Annotated in this window: 12 protein-coding genes; 8 read left to right on the top strand and 4 right to left on the bottom strand. The window is 69.2% G+C overall.

What is annotated here, in order from left to right:
- From ACI766_RS03980 to ACI766_RS03965, 4 genes are read left to right on the top strand one after another with little or no spacing between them, the layout of a single operon-like run.
- Entirely contained in the window at positions 1-975 is a 975-nt protein-coding gene (locus ACI766_RS03980; protein WP_003093507.1) for a thiamine pyrophosphate-dependent dehydrogenase E1 component subunit alpha, read from the top strand.
- A gap of 32 nt (positions 976-1,007) precedes the next feature.
- Complete coding sequence (locus tag ACI766_RS03975; protein ID WP_003104786.1) at positions 1,008-2,027, top strand: alpha-ketoacid dehydrogenase subunit beta; 1,020 nt, start codon at positions 1,008-1,010, stop codon at positions 2,025-2,027.
- Positions 2,024-3,136 carry an acetoin dehydrogenase dihydrolipoyllysine-residue acetyltransferase subunit gene (locus tag ACI766_RS03970; protein WP_003093511.1) on the top strand — a complete coding sequence of 371 codons (1,113 nt, stop codon included), beginning with the start codon at positions 2,024-2,026 and terminating at the stop codon, positions 3,134-3,136. Before ACI766_RS03975 ends, ACI766_RS03970 begins: the two co-directional genes overlap by 4 nt.
- 43 nt (positions 3,137-3,179) lie before the next feature.
- On the top strand, positions 3,180-4,241 hold the full coding sequence (locus tag ACI766_RS03965; protein WP_003104781.1) for a 2,3-butanediol dehydrogenase: 1,062 nt from the start codon (positions 3,180-3,182) through the stop codon (positions 4,239-4,241).
- An 83-nt stretch (positions 4,242-4,324) separates the two neighbouring features.
- Here the strand turns inward: ACI766_RS03965 and ACI766_RS03960 are convergent, their stop codons facing one another.
- The 3 genes from ACI766_RS03960 to ACI766_RS03950 all read right to left on the bottom strand — a co-directional run bounded on the left by ACI766_RS03960 (position 4,325) and on the right by ACI766_RS03950 (position 8,890).
- Entirely contained in the window at positions 4,325-4,993 is a 669-nt protein-coding gene (locus ACI766_RS03960) for a TIGR04211 family SH3 domain-containing protein (protein WP_003104779.1), read from the bottom strand.
- Between the two features lie 437 nt (positions 4,994-5,430).
- Entirely contained in the window at positions 5,431-6,738 is a 1,308-nt protein-coding gene (locus ACI766_RS03955) for an NtaA/DmoA family FMN-dependent monooxygenase (protein ID WP_003104777.1), read from the bottom strand.
- Between the two features lie 67 nt (positions 6,739-6,805).
- Positions 6,806-8,890 (bottom strand): TonB-dependent receptor, encoded by a 2,085-nt coding sequence (locus tag ACI766_RS03950; protein WP_019371438.1) that lies wholly within the window; start codon positions 8,888-8,890, stop codon positions 6,806-6,808.
- Positions 8,891-9,145: 255 nt separating this feature from the next.
- Here ACI766_RS03950 and ACI766_RS03945 point away from each other — a divergent pair, with 255 nt between their 5' ends.
- Positions 9,146-9,934 carry an IclR family transcriptional regulator gene (locus ACI766_RS03945; protein ID WP_003119004.1) on the top strand — a complete coding sequence of 263 codons (789 nt, stop codon included), beginning with the start codon at positions 9,146-9,148 and terminating at the stop codon, positions 9,932-9,934.
- Positions 9,935-9,940: 6 nt separating this feature from the next.
- Here ACI766_RS03945 and ACI766_RS03940 read toward each other — a convergent pair whose 3' ends face one another.
- On the bottom strand, positions 9,941-10,738 hold the full coding sequence (locus ACI766_RS03940) for an ABC transporter ATP-binding protein (RefSeq protein ID WP_003093530.1): 798 nt from the start codon (positions 10,736-10,738) through the stop codon (positions 9,941-9,943).
- Between the two features lie 126 nt (positions 10,739-10,864).
- Here ACI766_RS03940 and fepB point away from each other — a divergent pair, with 126 nt between their 5' ends.
- The 3 genes from fepB to ACI766_RS03925 are packed head-to-tail and all read left to right on the top strand — an operon-like array spanning position 10,865 to position 13,851.
- Complete coding sequence (gene fepB, locus ACI766_RS03935; RefSeq protein ID WP_003093531.1) at positions 10,865-11,770, top strand: Fe2+-enterobactin ABC transporter substrate-binding protein; 906 nt, start codon at positions 10,865-10,867, stop codon at positions 11,768-11,770.
- A gap of 30 nt (positions 11,771-11,800) precedes the next feature.
- A complete protein-coding gene (locus ACI766_RS03930; RefSeq protein ID WP_003118181.1) occupies positions 11,801-12,823 on the top strand; it encodes a FecCD family ABC transporter permease in 1,023 nt (340 codons plus the stop codon).
- Positions 12,820-13,851, top strand: a complete 1,032-nt coding sequence (locus ACI766_RS03925; RefSeq protein ID WP_023086946.1) for a FecCD family ABC transporter permease — start codon at positions 12,820-12,822, stop codon at positions 13,849-13,851. Before ACI766_RS03930 ends, ACI766_RS03925 begins: the two co-directional genes overlap by 4 nt.
- The last annotated feature ends 1 nt before the right edge of the window (position 13,852 follow it).

Below are 13,852 nucleotides of genomic sequence, written 5' to 3'. Positions count from 1 at the left end.
ATGTCCACTCTGAGCACCGACCAACTGCTCCATGCCTACCGCGTGATGCGCACCATCCGCGCCTTCGAGGAACGCCTGCACGTCGAGTTCGCCACGGGCGAGATACCCGGCTTCGTCCACCTCTACGCCGGCGAGGAAGCCTCCGCCGCCGGCGTGATGGCGCACCTGCGCGACGACGACTGCATCGCCTCCACCCATCGCGGCCACGGCCACTGCATCGCCAAGGGCGTAGACGTGCACGGCATGATGGCGGAAATCTATGGCAAGAAGACCGGGGTCTGCCAGGGCAAGGGCGGCTCCATGCATATCGCCGACCTGGAGAAAGGCATGCTCGGCGCCAACGGAATCGTCGGCGCCGGCGCGCCGCTGGCCGCCGGCGCCGCGCTGGCGGCCAAGCTGAAAGGCAGCGATGCGGTGGCGGTGGCCTTCTTCGGCGATGGCGGCTCCAACGAAGGCGCGGTGTTCGAGGCGATGAACCTGGCCGCGGTGTGGAACCTGCCGTGCCTGTTCGTCGCCGAGAACAACGGCTATGCCGAGGCCACCGCGGCCAACTGGTCGGTGGCCTGCGACCACATCGCCGACCGCGCCGCCGGTTTCGGCATGCCCGGGGTGACCGTCGACGGCTTCGACTTCTTCGCCGTCCACGAGGCTGCCGGCGCCGCCATCGAGCGCGCCCGCGCCGGCGAGGGGCCGTCGCTGATCGAAGTCAAGCTGACCCGCTACTACGGACACTTCGAGGGCGACGCACAGACCTACCGCGATCCCGACGAAGTAAAGCACTACAGGGAAACCCGCGACTGCCTCAAGCAGTTCCGCGAACGCACCTGCCACGCCGGCCTGCTCTCCGCCAGCGACCTGGACGCCATCGACGCCGAGGTCGAGGCGCGCATCGAGGATGCCGTGCAGCGCGCGAAGAACGATCCCAAGCCGGAGCCGGACGACCTGCTGCGCGACGTCTACGTGTCCTATCCCTGAGCCGCCCGAAAACAAGAACGAGGAGAACCATCATGGCGAGAAAGATCAGCTACCAGCAGGCCATCAACGAGGCGCTGGCCCAGGAAATGCGCCGCGACCCGAGCGTCTTCATCATGGGCGAAGACAATGCCGGCGGCGCCGGCGCGCCCGGCGAGGACGACGCCTGGGGCGGCGTGCTGGGGGTCACCAAGGGCCTCTACCACCAGTTCCCCGGCCGTGTGCTGGATACCCCGTTGTCAGAGATCGGCTATGTCGGCGCCGCGGTCGGCGCCGCCACCCGCGGCATGCGCCCGGTGTGCGAACTGATGTTCGTCGACTTCGCCGGTTGCTGCCTGGACCAGATCCTCAACCAGGCCGCCAAGTTCCGCTACATGTTCGGCGGCAAGGCGGTCACCCCGCTGGTGATCCGTACCATGGTCGGCGCCGGCCTGCGCGCCGCCGCCCAGCATTCGCAGATGCTCACTTCGCTATGGACCCACATCCCCGGCCTCAAGGTGGTCTGCCCGTCGTCGCCCTACGACGCCAAGGGCCTGCTGGTCCAGGCGATCCGCGACAACGACCCGGTGATCTTCTGCGAGCACAAGCTGCTCTATTCGATGCAGGGCGAGGTACCCGAGGAGCTGTACAGCGTACCCTTCGGCGAGGCGAACTTCCTCCGCGACGGCGACGACGTCACCCTGGTGACCTACGGCCGCATGGTCCACCTGGCGCTGGACGCCGCCGCCAGCCTGGCGCGCCAGGGCATCTCCTGCGAAGTACTGGACCTGCGCAGCACCAGCCCGCTGGACGAGGACAGCATTCTCGAAAGCGTGGAAAAGACCGGCCGCCTGGTGGTGGTCGACGAAGCCAACCCACGCTGCTCGATGGCCACCGACATCGCCGCGCTGGTCGCCGAACGGGCCTTCTCCGCGCTGCGCGCGCCGATCCGCCGGGTCACCGCGCCCCATACGCCGGTGCCTTTCTCCGACGCCCTGGAAGACCTCTACATCCCCGACGCGGCGAAGATCGAGGCAGCCGTGCGCCAGGCCCTGGAAGGGAGGGACGCGGCATGAGCCGGATCCATACACTGACCATGCCCAAGTGGGGCCTGTCGATGACCGAGGGTCGGGTGGACGCCTGGCTCAAGGAAGAGGGCGCGCATATCGAGAAAGGCGACGAGGTGCTCGACGTGGAGACCGACAAGATCTCCAGCAGCGTCGAGGCGCCCTTCTCGGGCGTGCTGCGGCGCAAGGTGGCGCGCGAGGACGAGACCCTGGCGGTCGGCGCGCTGCTCGGCGTGGTGGTCGAGGGCGAGGCGAGCGACGAGGAGATCGACGCACTGGTGCAACGCTTCCAGGCCGAATTCGTACCCGCCGACGAGGACGCTGGGGATAGCGGACCGGCACCGCGGAAAGTCGAGCTGGACGGGCGCCTCCTGCGCTATTTCGACCGCGGCGAGGGCGATCCGGCGCTACTGCTGATCCACGGTTTCGGTGGCGACCTGAACAACTGGTTGTTCAACCACGAGGCGCTGGCCGCCGAGCGGCGGGTGATCGCTCTAGACCTGCCGGGCCACGGCGAGTCCGGCAAGGCCCTGGTGCGCGGCGACCTCGATGAACTCAGCGGCAGCGTGCTGGCCCTGCTCGACCACCTCGACCTGGAACAGGTACACCTGGCCGGTCACTCCATGGGGGGAGCGGTGGCGCTGAACTGCGCGCGCCTGGCGCCGCAGCGGGTGCTGTCGCTGAGCCTGATCGGCAGCGCCGGCCTCGGCGAGGAGATCAACGGCGACTACCTGCGCGGCTTCGTCGAGGCGGCCAACCGCAACGCGTTGAAGCCGCAACTGGTGCAGTTGTTCTCCGACCCCGCGCTGGTCACCCGGCAGATGCTCGAGGACATGCTCCGCTACAAGCGCCTGGAAGGCGTCGATGCGGCCCTGCGCCAGTTGCTGGACAACCTGTTCGCCGACGGTCGCCAGCGCAACGACCTGCGTGCCGTGGCGAGCGAGGGCCGCCAGCCGGTCCTGGCGATCTGGGGCAGCGATGACGCGATCATCCCGGCGCGGCATGCCGAGGGCCTGCCAGCCCAGGTGGAGATCATTCCCGGACAGGCGCACATGGTGCAGATGGAAGCCGCCGAGCAGGTCAACCGCCTGCTGCTCGACTTCCTCCGCCAGCATTGAGGAGACGACCGACATGAACAGTTCCCCGCAAGCCAACGCGGCGATGCGCGCCGCCGTCTGGCACGGCCGCCACGATATCCGCGTGGAAGACGTGCCGCTCCCGGCCGAGCCGCCGCCCGGCTGGGTGCAGATCCGTGTGCACTGGTGCGGCATCTGCGGCTCCGACCTGCACGAATACCTGGCCGGCCCGGTATTCATCCCCGTGGAGGCGCCGCACCCGCTCACCGGCCTCAAGGATCAATGCATCCTCGGCCACGAGTTCAGCGGCGAAATCGTCCGCCTCGGCAACGGCGTGACCGGCTTCGCCGTCGGCCAGGCGGTCGCCGCAGACGCCTGCCAGCATTGCGGCACCTGCTACTACTGCCGGCATGGGCTGTACAACATCTGCGAGAACCTGGCCTTCACCGGGCTGATGAACAACGGCGCCTTCGCCGAATACGTCAACGTACCGGCCAACCTGCTCTACGCCCTGCCGGCCGGATTTCCCAGCGAGGCCGGCGCGCTGATCGAGCCGCTGGCGGTGGGCATGCACGCGGTGAAGAAGGCCGGCAGCCTGCTCGGGCAGAACGTGGTGGTGGTCGGCGCCGGCACCATCGGCCTGAGCACCATCATGTGCGCGCGCGCCGCCGGCGCGGCACAGGTGATCGCCCTGGAGATGTCCTCGGCGCGCAAGGCCAAGGCCCTGGAGGTCGGCGCCAGCCAGGTGCTCGACCCCTCGCGGTGCGACGCCCTAGGCGAAATCCGCGCCCTCACCGGCGGGCTTGGCGCCGACGTCAGCTTCGAATGCATCGGCAACAAGCACACCGCCAAGCTGGCCATCGATGCCATCCGCAAGGCCGGCAAATGCGTGCTTGTGGGAATCTTCGAGGAGCCCAGTGAATTCAATTTCTTCGAGCTGGTTTCCACCGAGAAGCAGTTGCTCGGGGCCCTCGCCTACAACGGCGAGTTCGCCGACGTGATCGCCTTCATAGCCGACGGCCGCCTCGACATCGCACCGCTGGTGACCGGTCGCATCGGCCTGGAAGAAATCGTCGAGCGCGGTTTCGAAGAGTTGGTGAACAACAAGGAGCACAACGTGAAGATCATCGTCTCGCCGGGCGGCTGACGCTTCAGCCCTTGTCGCGCTTGCGACACAGCCCCGCGGCCGGCGGGGCTTGCTTTACGAAACGCAGAGACGCGGGCGGAGGCTCAGAACCACTTGTCGTTGCGCTTGCGCCGCACCCTCAGCAGCGACGGCAGGATCAGCCCGGCGAACAGGCCGGCGCCGGCGATGCTGCCGCCGTAGACCATGTAGCGCATCAGCACCTGCTTGTTCTCGTCGCCCAGTTGCGCCTGCACCGCACGCAGGTCGGAGCGGGCCTTGCCGAGCTCGGCGTCCAGGTTGCTGCGCGCCGCCTGCAATTCGTCGATCAGCTTCTTGCGCGTGTCGAGGGTTTCCTGCATGCCCTGCACGCGGGTCTTCCAGGTGTCGTTGATGCCGTCCAGCTCGGCGGTCAGGGCGGCCACCTTCTGTTCCAGTTGCGGCAGGCGCTCGGCCTGGCCGGGAACCTCCTGCAAGTCGCGGCTGGGAATCCACACGGTGCTGCCGTTCTCGCCGCGCACCTGGCTGTAGTTGCCCTGGGTGCCAAGCAGCTCGACCTTCTGCCCGGAGGTGAGGGTGCCGACGATGCGATAGCCATCGGTGGGGCCGCTGCGCACGAAAGTGGTCAGGCTGTCGCTCACCCAGCGCGCGTTGCCGGTCGCCTCCTCGGCCTGCGCCGGGGCGCCGGCCGCCAGCAGGCCGCCGAGCAGGCAGGCTCCGATGACGCGGTTCTGGAACGGGGAAAGAGCGGCGGGGATGCGACGGGATAGGGACATGGCAATCTTCACATGGCGAGAGAACGAAACCCGCAAAGGGGAGCGAAAAAGCCGGCCAGTCGAATTGTTATGGACAAGCGCGCGACCGGGGCGGGGCTACCGCATGGCCAAGGGCCATGCGCCCGGCCCGGTTGGGCCGACGGCTGACAGACAGCGCTCGGGGCGATTGAGTTCACTCGTTTCCGCAGGAATGGATGGATGGTTGTAACAGCAGAATGCCAGGCCTGCCGACGGCCAGCGCTGCCCAGGCTGCGACCTGTCCGGATGATCCCCGGGGTACGACGGTATCTACGCCAAGGCAGAGGCTCCCTCGCCTGTACCACGTCCCACCGGTCGGATGGCGTGCTGCGATACAGCGGGCCCGTCAGGCGGCCAATCCGCAGGCGGTCACTCGCTCGCCATCGCCGCCAGGACGCGGCCGTCGCCGGCCCTTTCCATCATTCCTCTGCCAGGTGCCCGGCGAAGGTAGTGGCGCTGTAGCGCTCGCGGAACAGCCCCTTTTCCACCAGGCGCGGCACCACCTGTTCGAGGAACAGCCGCAGCGAGCCGACCGAGCCTCCCGGCGCGGCGATGAAACCGTCCATGGCGCCGGCGGCGGCCCAGTCGACGATCTGCTCGACGGCATCGTCCACCGTACCGATGACCTGCCAGTGCGCCGCGGAAACCACCTCGGGGCGCAGCAGCAACTGGTCCAGGCGTAACGTCTCGCGCTCGATCAGGCGCCGCAGCAGGTCGGTGTGGGTGCGGCTGCCGGGGTTGGCCACCGGCGGCGGCAGGTCGGCCGCGGAAATCGGCCGGTCCAGCGGCCAGTCGCTGAGGTCGAGGCCGAGCATCTGCCTGATCGTGGCGAACTTGCGCGCGCGGTCCAGGCGCGCGTGGGTCTGCATGAAAATTTCCCGCGCCTCCTCGCGGCTCTCCGCCAGGTACAGGCTGAAGCCCGGCAGCAGGCGCACGTCGCGCGGCGAGCGACCGTGGCGTTCGGCGCGGCGGGAAAGGTCGCGGCGCAGTTCCAGGGCAGCCTCCTTGTCCGGGGTCGGCGCGAACACCAGGTCGGCCACCGAGGCGGCGAAGTCGCGCCCGCTCTCGGAGGCGCCGGCCTGCACCAGGGGAATCCGCGCCTCGCCGAAGGCCGGCAGGTTGAGCGGTCCCTTGACCTTGAGGAATTCGCCGTCGTGGTCGACCGGGTGCACCCGGGAAACGTCGGCGTAGCGGCCGCTCTCGCGGTCGACCAGGAGTGCCTCGCGGGGGAAGCTGTCCCACAGGTCGTGCACCAGCCGGGTGAACTCGGCGGCGCGCGCGTAGCGCTGCTCCGCATCGGGCATCGCGTCCAGGCCGAAGTTCTCGTGGCCCTGCAGCGCGGTGACGATGTTCCAGCCGGCGCGGCCGTTGCTGATCCAGTGCAGCGATTGCAGCTGCCGGGCCACCACGTAGGGCGGATAGAACGTGGTGGAGACCGTCGACACCAGGCCGATCCGCGAGGTTTCGCGGGCGACCGCGGCAAGCAGTACGGTGGGATCCAGGCTGGCGAAGCCGGAGCCGGTCTCCAGCACGTCCAGTGGCAGGCTGCTGACGTCCGGGCGAAACACGAAGTCGAGGTGGGCGGCTTCGGAGCGCCTGGCGATGTCGACGGCGAAATCGCTGCCGAAGATGCCTTCGATATTGCTGTCGGGGCGCCGCCAGGCATCGCCGCTGAGCCAGGTGGGGGCCAGCGACATGCCGATGTGCAGGCGTTTCGGGGTACTCATCGTGCCAATCTCCTGTATGGGCTCTGGGGCTGGGCCGGCCCTGCGCGGGGCCGGCTTCTCGGGGCGCCTAGAAGGTGCCCTTGATGCCGATGCCGAGGGTCCGCGGCTGCGTCATGCTCGCCTCGATGCCGCCGATCCCCCGGTTTTCCTGCATGTAGGTGGGCGAGCGGTCGTCGAACACGTTCTTCACGTAGCCATAGAGCTGCACCTGGTCGTTGAAGCGGTAGCTGGCGCGGGCGTCGGTGAGGGTGTAGGCCTTGATCGAGTAGGCCTTGGTGTTGGCGGTGTCCGAGTAGTAGCCGTCCAGGTAGCGCACCTGGGCGTTCAGGTTGAGGCGCTCGGTGAAGTCCCAGCTCGGTCCGAAGCTGAGGGTATAGCCCGGCGAGCGGGCGAACTCGTTGTGCTCGTAGCCGGTATTGCCGGACATCTCGTCGATCCGGGTGCGTAGCACGCCGGCGCTGGCCTTCAGCCGCAGGTCGTCGCGCAGGCGATAGTCGAGGTCCAGCTCCATGCCGTAGGCGTGGGCCTTCTCGGCGTTGATGGTGTACGACTGCGCCACCCCCGGCGAAACCACCACCGGGATGTTGTACTGGGCGTCCTTGAAATCCATGAAGAACAGGTTGCCGTTCAGCAGCAGGCGGCCGTCGAGCAGGCTGGCGCGGGTGAACAGTTCGTAGTTCCAGATGGTTTCTTCCTTGAAGTAGGCCCAGTTGCGGGTGGTCAGGTTGAGCGACACGCCCCCGGGGTTGTAGCCGCGGCTGACCAGGCCGCCGACGGTCCAGTCCGGGGTCGCGGCGAAGGCCAGGGAGACTTTCGGCAGGAAGGCCGAGAAGGTCTTCTGGTAGTCCAGCGGACGCGGCGCCAGCACCGAGTTGCCGCTGCGCTCGATGCGATCCTCCTGGTAGCGCAGGCCGGTGGTCAGGGTCCAGCGGTCGCTCAGGCGGTAGTTCAGCTCGCCGAACACACCGAGGTTCTTCTTCGTGTCGTCGAAGGCCGACAGCCCGCGCAGGTGCAGTGTCTCGTCGGTGCGGGTGCGGGCGTAGTAGACCCCGCCCATGCCACTGATCCGGTCCTCCTGCTCGCCGAAGCTGACCCGCGATTCGTTGGAGGCGTTCTTCTGGCGGATGTCGGCGTCGCCCTCGCCGCCCGCGCCGGTGGTGCGGTGCACCGAGGACAGCGAGTACTGCGCCTGGTTGAACAGGCGGATGCCGTTGTCGAGGTCATAGGCGACGTCGAGGATGCTGGTGTTGGTGTCCTGCTCCCAGCTGGGCATGGTGGTCGAGCGATGGTCGAGCTTGTCGAACGGGCGGGTCGCCGCTTCCTGGGTCGGGCGATTGCTGTCGTTGTGGGAGAAGGTGAACTTGCTCTCCAGGCCCGGAATTCCGCTGGGCAGCCAGAGCAGCTTGGCGCGCGCGTTGAGGGCGCGGAAGTCCTGGTCGGTGCCGCTGTCCTGGAACTTCGGGTTGTCGTAGTCGATGAAGGTGTCGCGACCCGCGTAGTCCACCGCCAGGCGCCCGGCGAAGTCCTGCGCCAGCGGGCCGGACACTGCGATCGAGCTGCGCCGCGAATGGTAGCTGCCGATCTCCGCCTGGTAGGCAGCCTCGGGGCTGAAGGTCGGGTCCTTGGTGTTGACGATGATCGCCCCGGCGATGGCGTTGGCGCCCTGGGAGGTGGTCTGCGGGCCGCGGAACACCTCGATGCTGTCGACGTCCCAGACCGAGGTCGCGCCGAAGAACATCTCGTTGTAGTTCAGGTAGTGGCCATCGAGGTTGATCGTCGCCCGCGGCACTGTGCCGCCCCAGAACACGTTCTGCCCGTTGTTCGGGCCCTGGGTGTCCTGGCCGCGGATGATCGGCGCGCCCACCGAGTCGGTGTAGACCACGTTGGGACTGCCATTGATCACCTCGGCGACCGAGGCGTTGCCGGTCTGCTTGCGGTCGATGTCGCGGGCGCTGATGAGCGATACCGAGGACGCCGTGTCCTTCAGCGAGCGTTCACGTTTCTCGCCGGTCACGACCAGCGCCTCGAGGGCGGCGGGTTCGTCCTCGGCGGGCGGGTTTTCCCGGGCCAGTGCCGATGGCGAGGCGAGCAGGGTGGACAGCGTGACGACGCCGATTCCCCGGTTGAGCGTGCGGTGTGTGCGGGCGTTCAAGGATCCTCTCCAAATGGGAATGACTCTCTTTTCCATTCAGGCTATCACGCCACCAGATCATTCCTCAATGGGGAATAGATTCCTCATTGCGAAATATTAAATCTCCTACGCCCGTCCCTTCCGCGGCGCCCCACCGCCCCGGGGAATCGGTATCATGGGCGCCGCCCGCGCCACCGCAGCGCGGACCGAAGCCTATGGATCAACCGTGGTGAGGAGACCGAGCCGTTGAATACTTCGCAGCCCCCGGCGGACGAGATGCCGGACGCCCCGGGCGAAAAGCGCTCCGGCACCATCCAGTCGGTGTCCATCGCCGCGCGCTTCCTGAAGACCCTGGCCAACGCCGAAGGCGAACTGGCCCTCGGCGAAGTGGCCCGGCGCACCGGCACCGGCGGCTCCACCGCGCACCGCTACCTGCAGAGCCTGGTGAAGGAAGGCCTGGCCCGCCAGGACCCGCTCAGCGGTCTCTACGACCTCGGGCCGGCGGCGCTGAGCATCGGCATAGGCGCGCTGAAGCGGATCGACGCGGTGGATATCGCCGCCCGCCACATGAAGGCCCTGGCCCAACGGCATGCCGCCAGCGGCGGGGTGGCGATCTGGACCGAGCGCGGCCCGACCCTGGTGCGCTGGTACCGCAGCGCCTATTTCTCGATCAACCCGCTGGCCCTGGGCGATATCCTGCCCATCGACAATACCGCTTGCGGCCTGGTGTTCCAGGCCTTCCTGCCGAAGGCCGTGGTCGACGCCGCGCGCAAGCAGCAACCGGCGCACTTCCGCGGCAGCCCGCCGAGCCGCGCGCTGCTCGACGAGGTGCGTGAGCGCTGCTGGGCCGAACTGACCAGCCACCTGCTGTCGAATGTCACCGGCCAGGCGGCGCCGGTGTTCGACGCCCAGCAGGAGATCGTCTGCGCCATGACCACGGTGACCGATCTCGGCCAGTTGCAGTCGGCGGAAGACCGCGACGCGCTGTTCCACGAGGCGCTGCAGGTCAACCAGTCCACCGGTGGCCTGGTACTCCACCCCGGCATGCGGCCGCCGCCGCGCTGAGCCACCTCAGCCCGGCGCGTCGGCGGCGATCCCGCGCGGCACCAGCAGCGGCGTGCCGCTGACCGGGTCGGCGATGATCAACGAGCGCAAGCCGAACACCTCCTCCACCAGACGCTCGGTGAAGATATGCGCCGGCGCGCCCTCGGCGAGGATCGCGCCGTCACGCATGGCGATCAGGTGCGAGGCATAGCGGCAGGCCTGGTTGAGGTCGTGCAGCACGGCGACGATGGTGCGCCCCTGGCGATTCAGCTCGGCGAGCAGTTCGAGCAATTCGATCTGGTGGACGATATCCAGGTAGGTGGTCGGCTCGTCGAGCAGCAGCAACGGGGTTTCCTGCGCCAGCACCATGGCGATCCACACGCGTTGCCGCTGGCCGCCGGAGAGCGCATCGAGCGGTCGCTCGGCCAGGCCGTCGACCCGCGTGGCGCGTAACGCCGCCGCTACCGCGCGCTCATCCGCCGGCGACCACTGGCGCAGGAACGACTGGTGCGGATAGCGCCCGCGCGCCACCAGCTCGGCCACCGTGATGCCATCCGGCGCCAGCGCGCTCTGCGGCAGCAGGCCGAGACGCCGCGCCACTTCCCGTCCCGGCAGGCTGTGGATATCCCTGCCGTCCAGCACCACCCGGCCCTCGGCCGGCGCCAACAGGCGCGACAATGCCGCCAGCAGGGTCGACTTGCCGCAGGCGTTGGGCCCGACGATCACACTGAACGAACCCTCGGGGATGGCCAGCGAGAGATTCCGCGAAACGGTCCGCGCGTCGCGGCGCAAGGTCACGGCGTCCGCGTGCAGGCGATGGGTCATGGGAGGTTCCTGGATAAGAATGGCTCGAATATGTGGAATCGATTCTACATTATGGAATAGACTGCATGAGAAGCATTATCATATGAATCCGTCCGCCCGGCTTCCCCTACAGCGAAAACAGCCTTCATGCCGACCCGCCGCCGCTCCGCCCTGCCGTTACTCGCCCTCGCCCTGAGCCTGTTCGCCACCCTCGCCGCGGCCGGGGAGCCGAAGCCGGCGCGGATCGTCTCCACCACCCCGAGCGTCACCGGCATCCTGCTGGCGATGGACGCACCGCTGGTGGCCAGCGCCGCCACCACGCCAAGTCGCCTGACCGACGCCAAGGGCTTCTTCTCGCAATGGGCGAAGGTCGCCGACCAACGTGGCGTCGAGGTGCTCTACCGCAACCTGCGCTTCGACATCGAAGCGGTGATCGCCCAGGATCCGGACCTGCTGGTCGCCTCCGCCACCGGCGCCGACAGCGCCGCGCCATACCGTGCGGAGCTGGAGGCGCAGGGCGTACCGACGCTGGTGGTCGACTACTCGAAACACAGCTGGCAGGAACTGGCTACCGAGCTGGGCCGGCACACCGGCCTGGAACGCCAGGCGCAGGCCGCCATCCAGCGCTTCGACGCCTACACCGCCGAAGTCGCCGCGGCCATCGCGCCGCCGCAGGGCCCGGTCAGCGTGGTCGGCTACAACATCGCCGGCAGCTATTCCATCGGCCGCCAGGCCAGCCCCCAGGCACGCCTGCTCGAGGCCCTCGGCTTCCAGGTGGCGGAACTGCCGGAGGCGCTGGCGGGCAAGGTGACGCGCGCCTCGGACTTCCAGTTCATCTCGCGGGAAAACCTGCCCGCCGCCATCGCCGGCGACAGCGTGTTCCTGCTCGGCGCCAGCGACGACGACGTGCAGGCGTTCCTCGCCGACCCGGTGCTGGCCAACCTGTCGGCGGTCCGCGAAAAGCGCGTGTACGCCCTGGGCCCCAGTTCCTTCCGCATCGACTATTACTCGGGACGGCAGATGATCGACAACGTCGCCCGCCATTTCCGCTGAGCCATGCGCCCGTTCGCCGGAAGTCCGCTCATGCAGGCGTCCCCGATGCGCCGCCGGCGCCTGCGCGCCTGGGGCCTGCTCGCCGGCGCGCTGCTGCTCGCGCTGGCGGCCCTGGCCAGCCTGGCGCTGGGCTCGCGGCCGGTGCCCCTGGCGGTCACCCTGGACGCCCTGCAAGCCGTCGATCCGCACGATGATCGCCACCTGGTGGTACGCGAACTGCGCCTGCCACGCACCCTGGTGGCGCTGCTGGCCGGCGCGGCGCTGGGAGTGGCCGGCGCGCTGATGCAGGCGCTGACGCGCAATCCGCTGGCCGAACCCGGCCTGCTGGGGATCAACGCCGGCGCGGCGCTGGCGGTGATCGTCGGGGTCGCGCTGTTCGACCTGGCGAGCATGGGCCAGTACCTCGGTTGCGCCTTCCTCGGCGCCGGCCTGGCCGGCATCGCCGTATTCCTTCTCGGCCAGGCCCGCGAGACCGGCACCAACCCGGTGCGCCTGGTGCTGGCGGGTGCCGGCTTGTCAGTGATGCTCGCCTCGCTGACCGGGATCATCGTGCTGAACGCCCCGCCGGAAGTCTTCGACCGCTTCCGCCACTGGGCCGCCGGCTCGCTTTCCGGCAGCGGCTTCGCCCTGCTCGGATGGCCGGGCCTGGCCATCGGCGCCGGGCTGGCCGCCGCCTTCGCCCTCGCCGCCAGGCTCAATGCCCTGGCCCTGGGCCAGGAGATCGGCCGGGCGCTCGGCGTCGACCTGCGCCTGACCTGGCTGCTCGCCTGCCTGGCGGTGATGCTGCTGGCCGGCGCGGCGACCGCCCTGGCCGGGCCGATCGCCTTCGTCGGCCTGGTCGCCCCGCACCTCGCGCGACTGCTGGCCGGACCGGACCAGCGCTGGATCCTGCCTTTCTCGGCGCTGATCGCCGCCGGCCTGCTGCTCGGCGCCGACATCCTCGGGCGGCTGCTGGCGGCGCCGGCGGAGATCGCCGCCGGAATCGTCGCTTTGCTGCTCGGCGGACCGGCCTTCATCGTCCTGGTCAGGCGCTTCCGCCTGAGCCGCCTGTGAACGGTCTCCACGCCCTGCGCCTGGGCTCCCTGTCGCTGCGTTGGCGGCCACGGGCGGCGCTGGCCTGCCTGGTCCTCGCGGGGGTCGGACTGGCGCTGGCAGCGGCGCTGCTGGGGACCGGCAGCCTGGCGCTGGGCCCGGCAGAGGTGTTCGCCAGCCTGCTCGGCCAGGGCCAGGACACCACCGCCCAGCGCATCGTCCAGCGCGTACGCCTGCCACGGGTGCTCACCGCCTGCCTGGTCGGCGCCGCGCTGGGCATGGCCGGGGCGATCTTCCAGTCGATCTCGCGCAATCCGCTGGGCTCGCCCGACGTCATCGGTTTCACCACCGGCGCCGCCAGCGGCGCCATCGTGCAGATCATCCTGTTCGATGCCGGCCCGCTGGCCACCTCGCTGGCGGCGCTGGCCGCCGGCCTCTGCACGGCGCTGGCGGTGGTGCTGCTGGCGCGCCGGGGCGCCACCGCCGGCGGCTACCGCCTGGTGCTGGTGGGCATCGGTGTCGGCGCCAGCCTGTCGGGCCTGAACAGCCTGCTGCTGGTCACCGGCAACCTCGACCAGGCGATGTATGCCCAGCTCTGGCTGGCCGGCTCGCTGAACACCCGGACCTGGTCGCACGTCGTCCCGGCAGCGCTGGGCCTGCTCGCCAGCGTGCCGCTGGCGCTGTACCACGGTCGTCGCCTGGAAGTGCTGGAGCTGGGCGATGCCAGCGCCGCCCAGCTCGGCGTGGCGGTGGAGCGCGTGCGCTTGCAGATGGTCCTGGTCGCCGTCGGCATGACCGCCATCGCCACCGCCGCGGCCGGCCCCATCGCCTTCATCGCCCTGGCCGGCCCGCAACTGGCCCGGCGCCTGACCCGCTCGGCCGGGGTGCCGTTGCTGTCCGGCGCATTGATGGGCGCGGTCCTGCTGCTGGCCGCCGACCTGCTCGGCCAGCGCCTGGCATACGTCGCCAACCTGCCGATCGGCCTGATGACCGGCCTGCTCGGCGGTTTCTACCTGCTCTGGCTACTGCTGCGCAGCCGCCGGATCTGAG

The sequence above is a fragment of the Pseudomonas sp. DL genome, assembly GCF_047199225.1.
Lineage (GTDB): Bacteria > Pseudomonadota > Gammaproteobacteria > Pseudomonadales > Pseudomonadaceae > Pseudomonas > Pseudomonas aeruginosa.
Note: the sequence above shows the minus strand (reverse complement) of the source record. Positions and strands in the feature narration are given on the sequence as shown.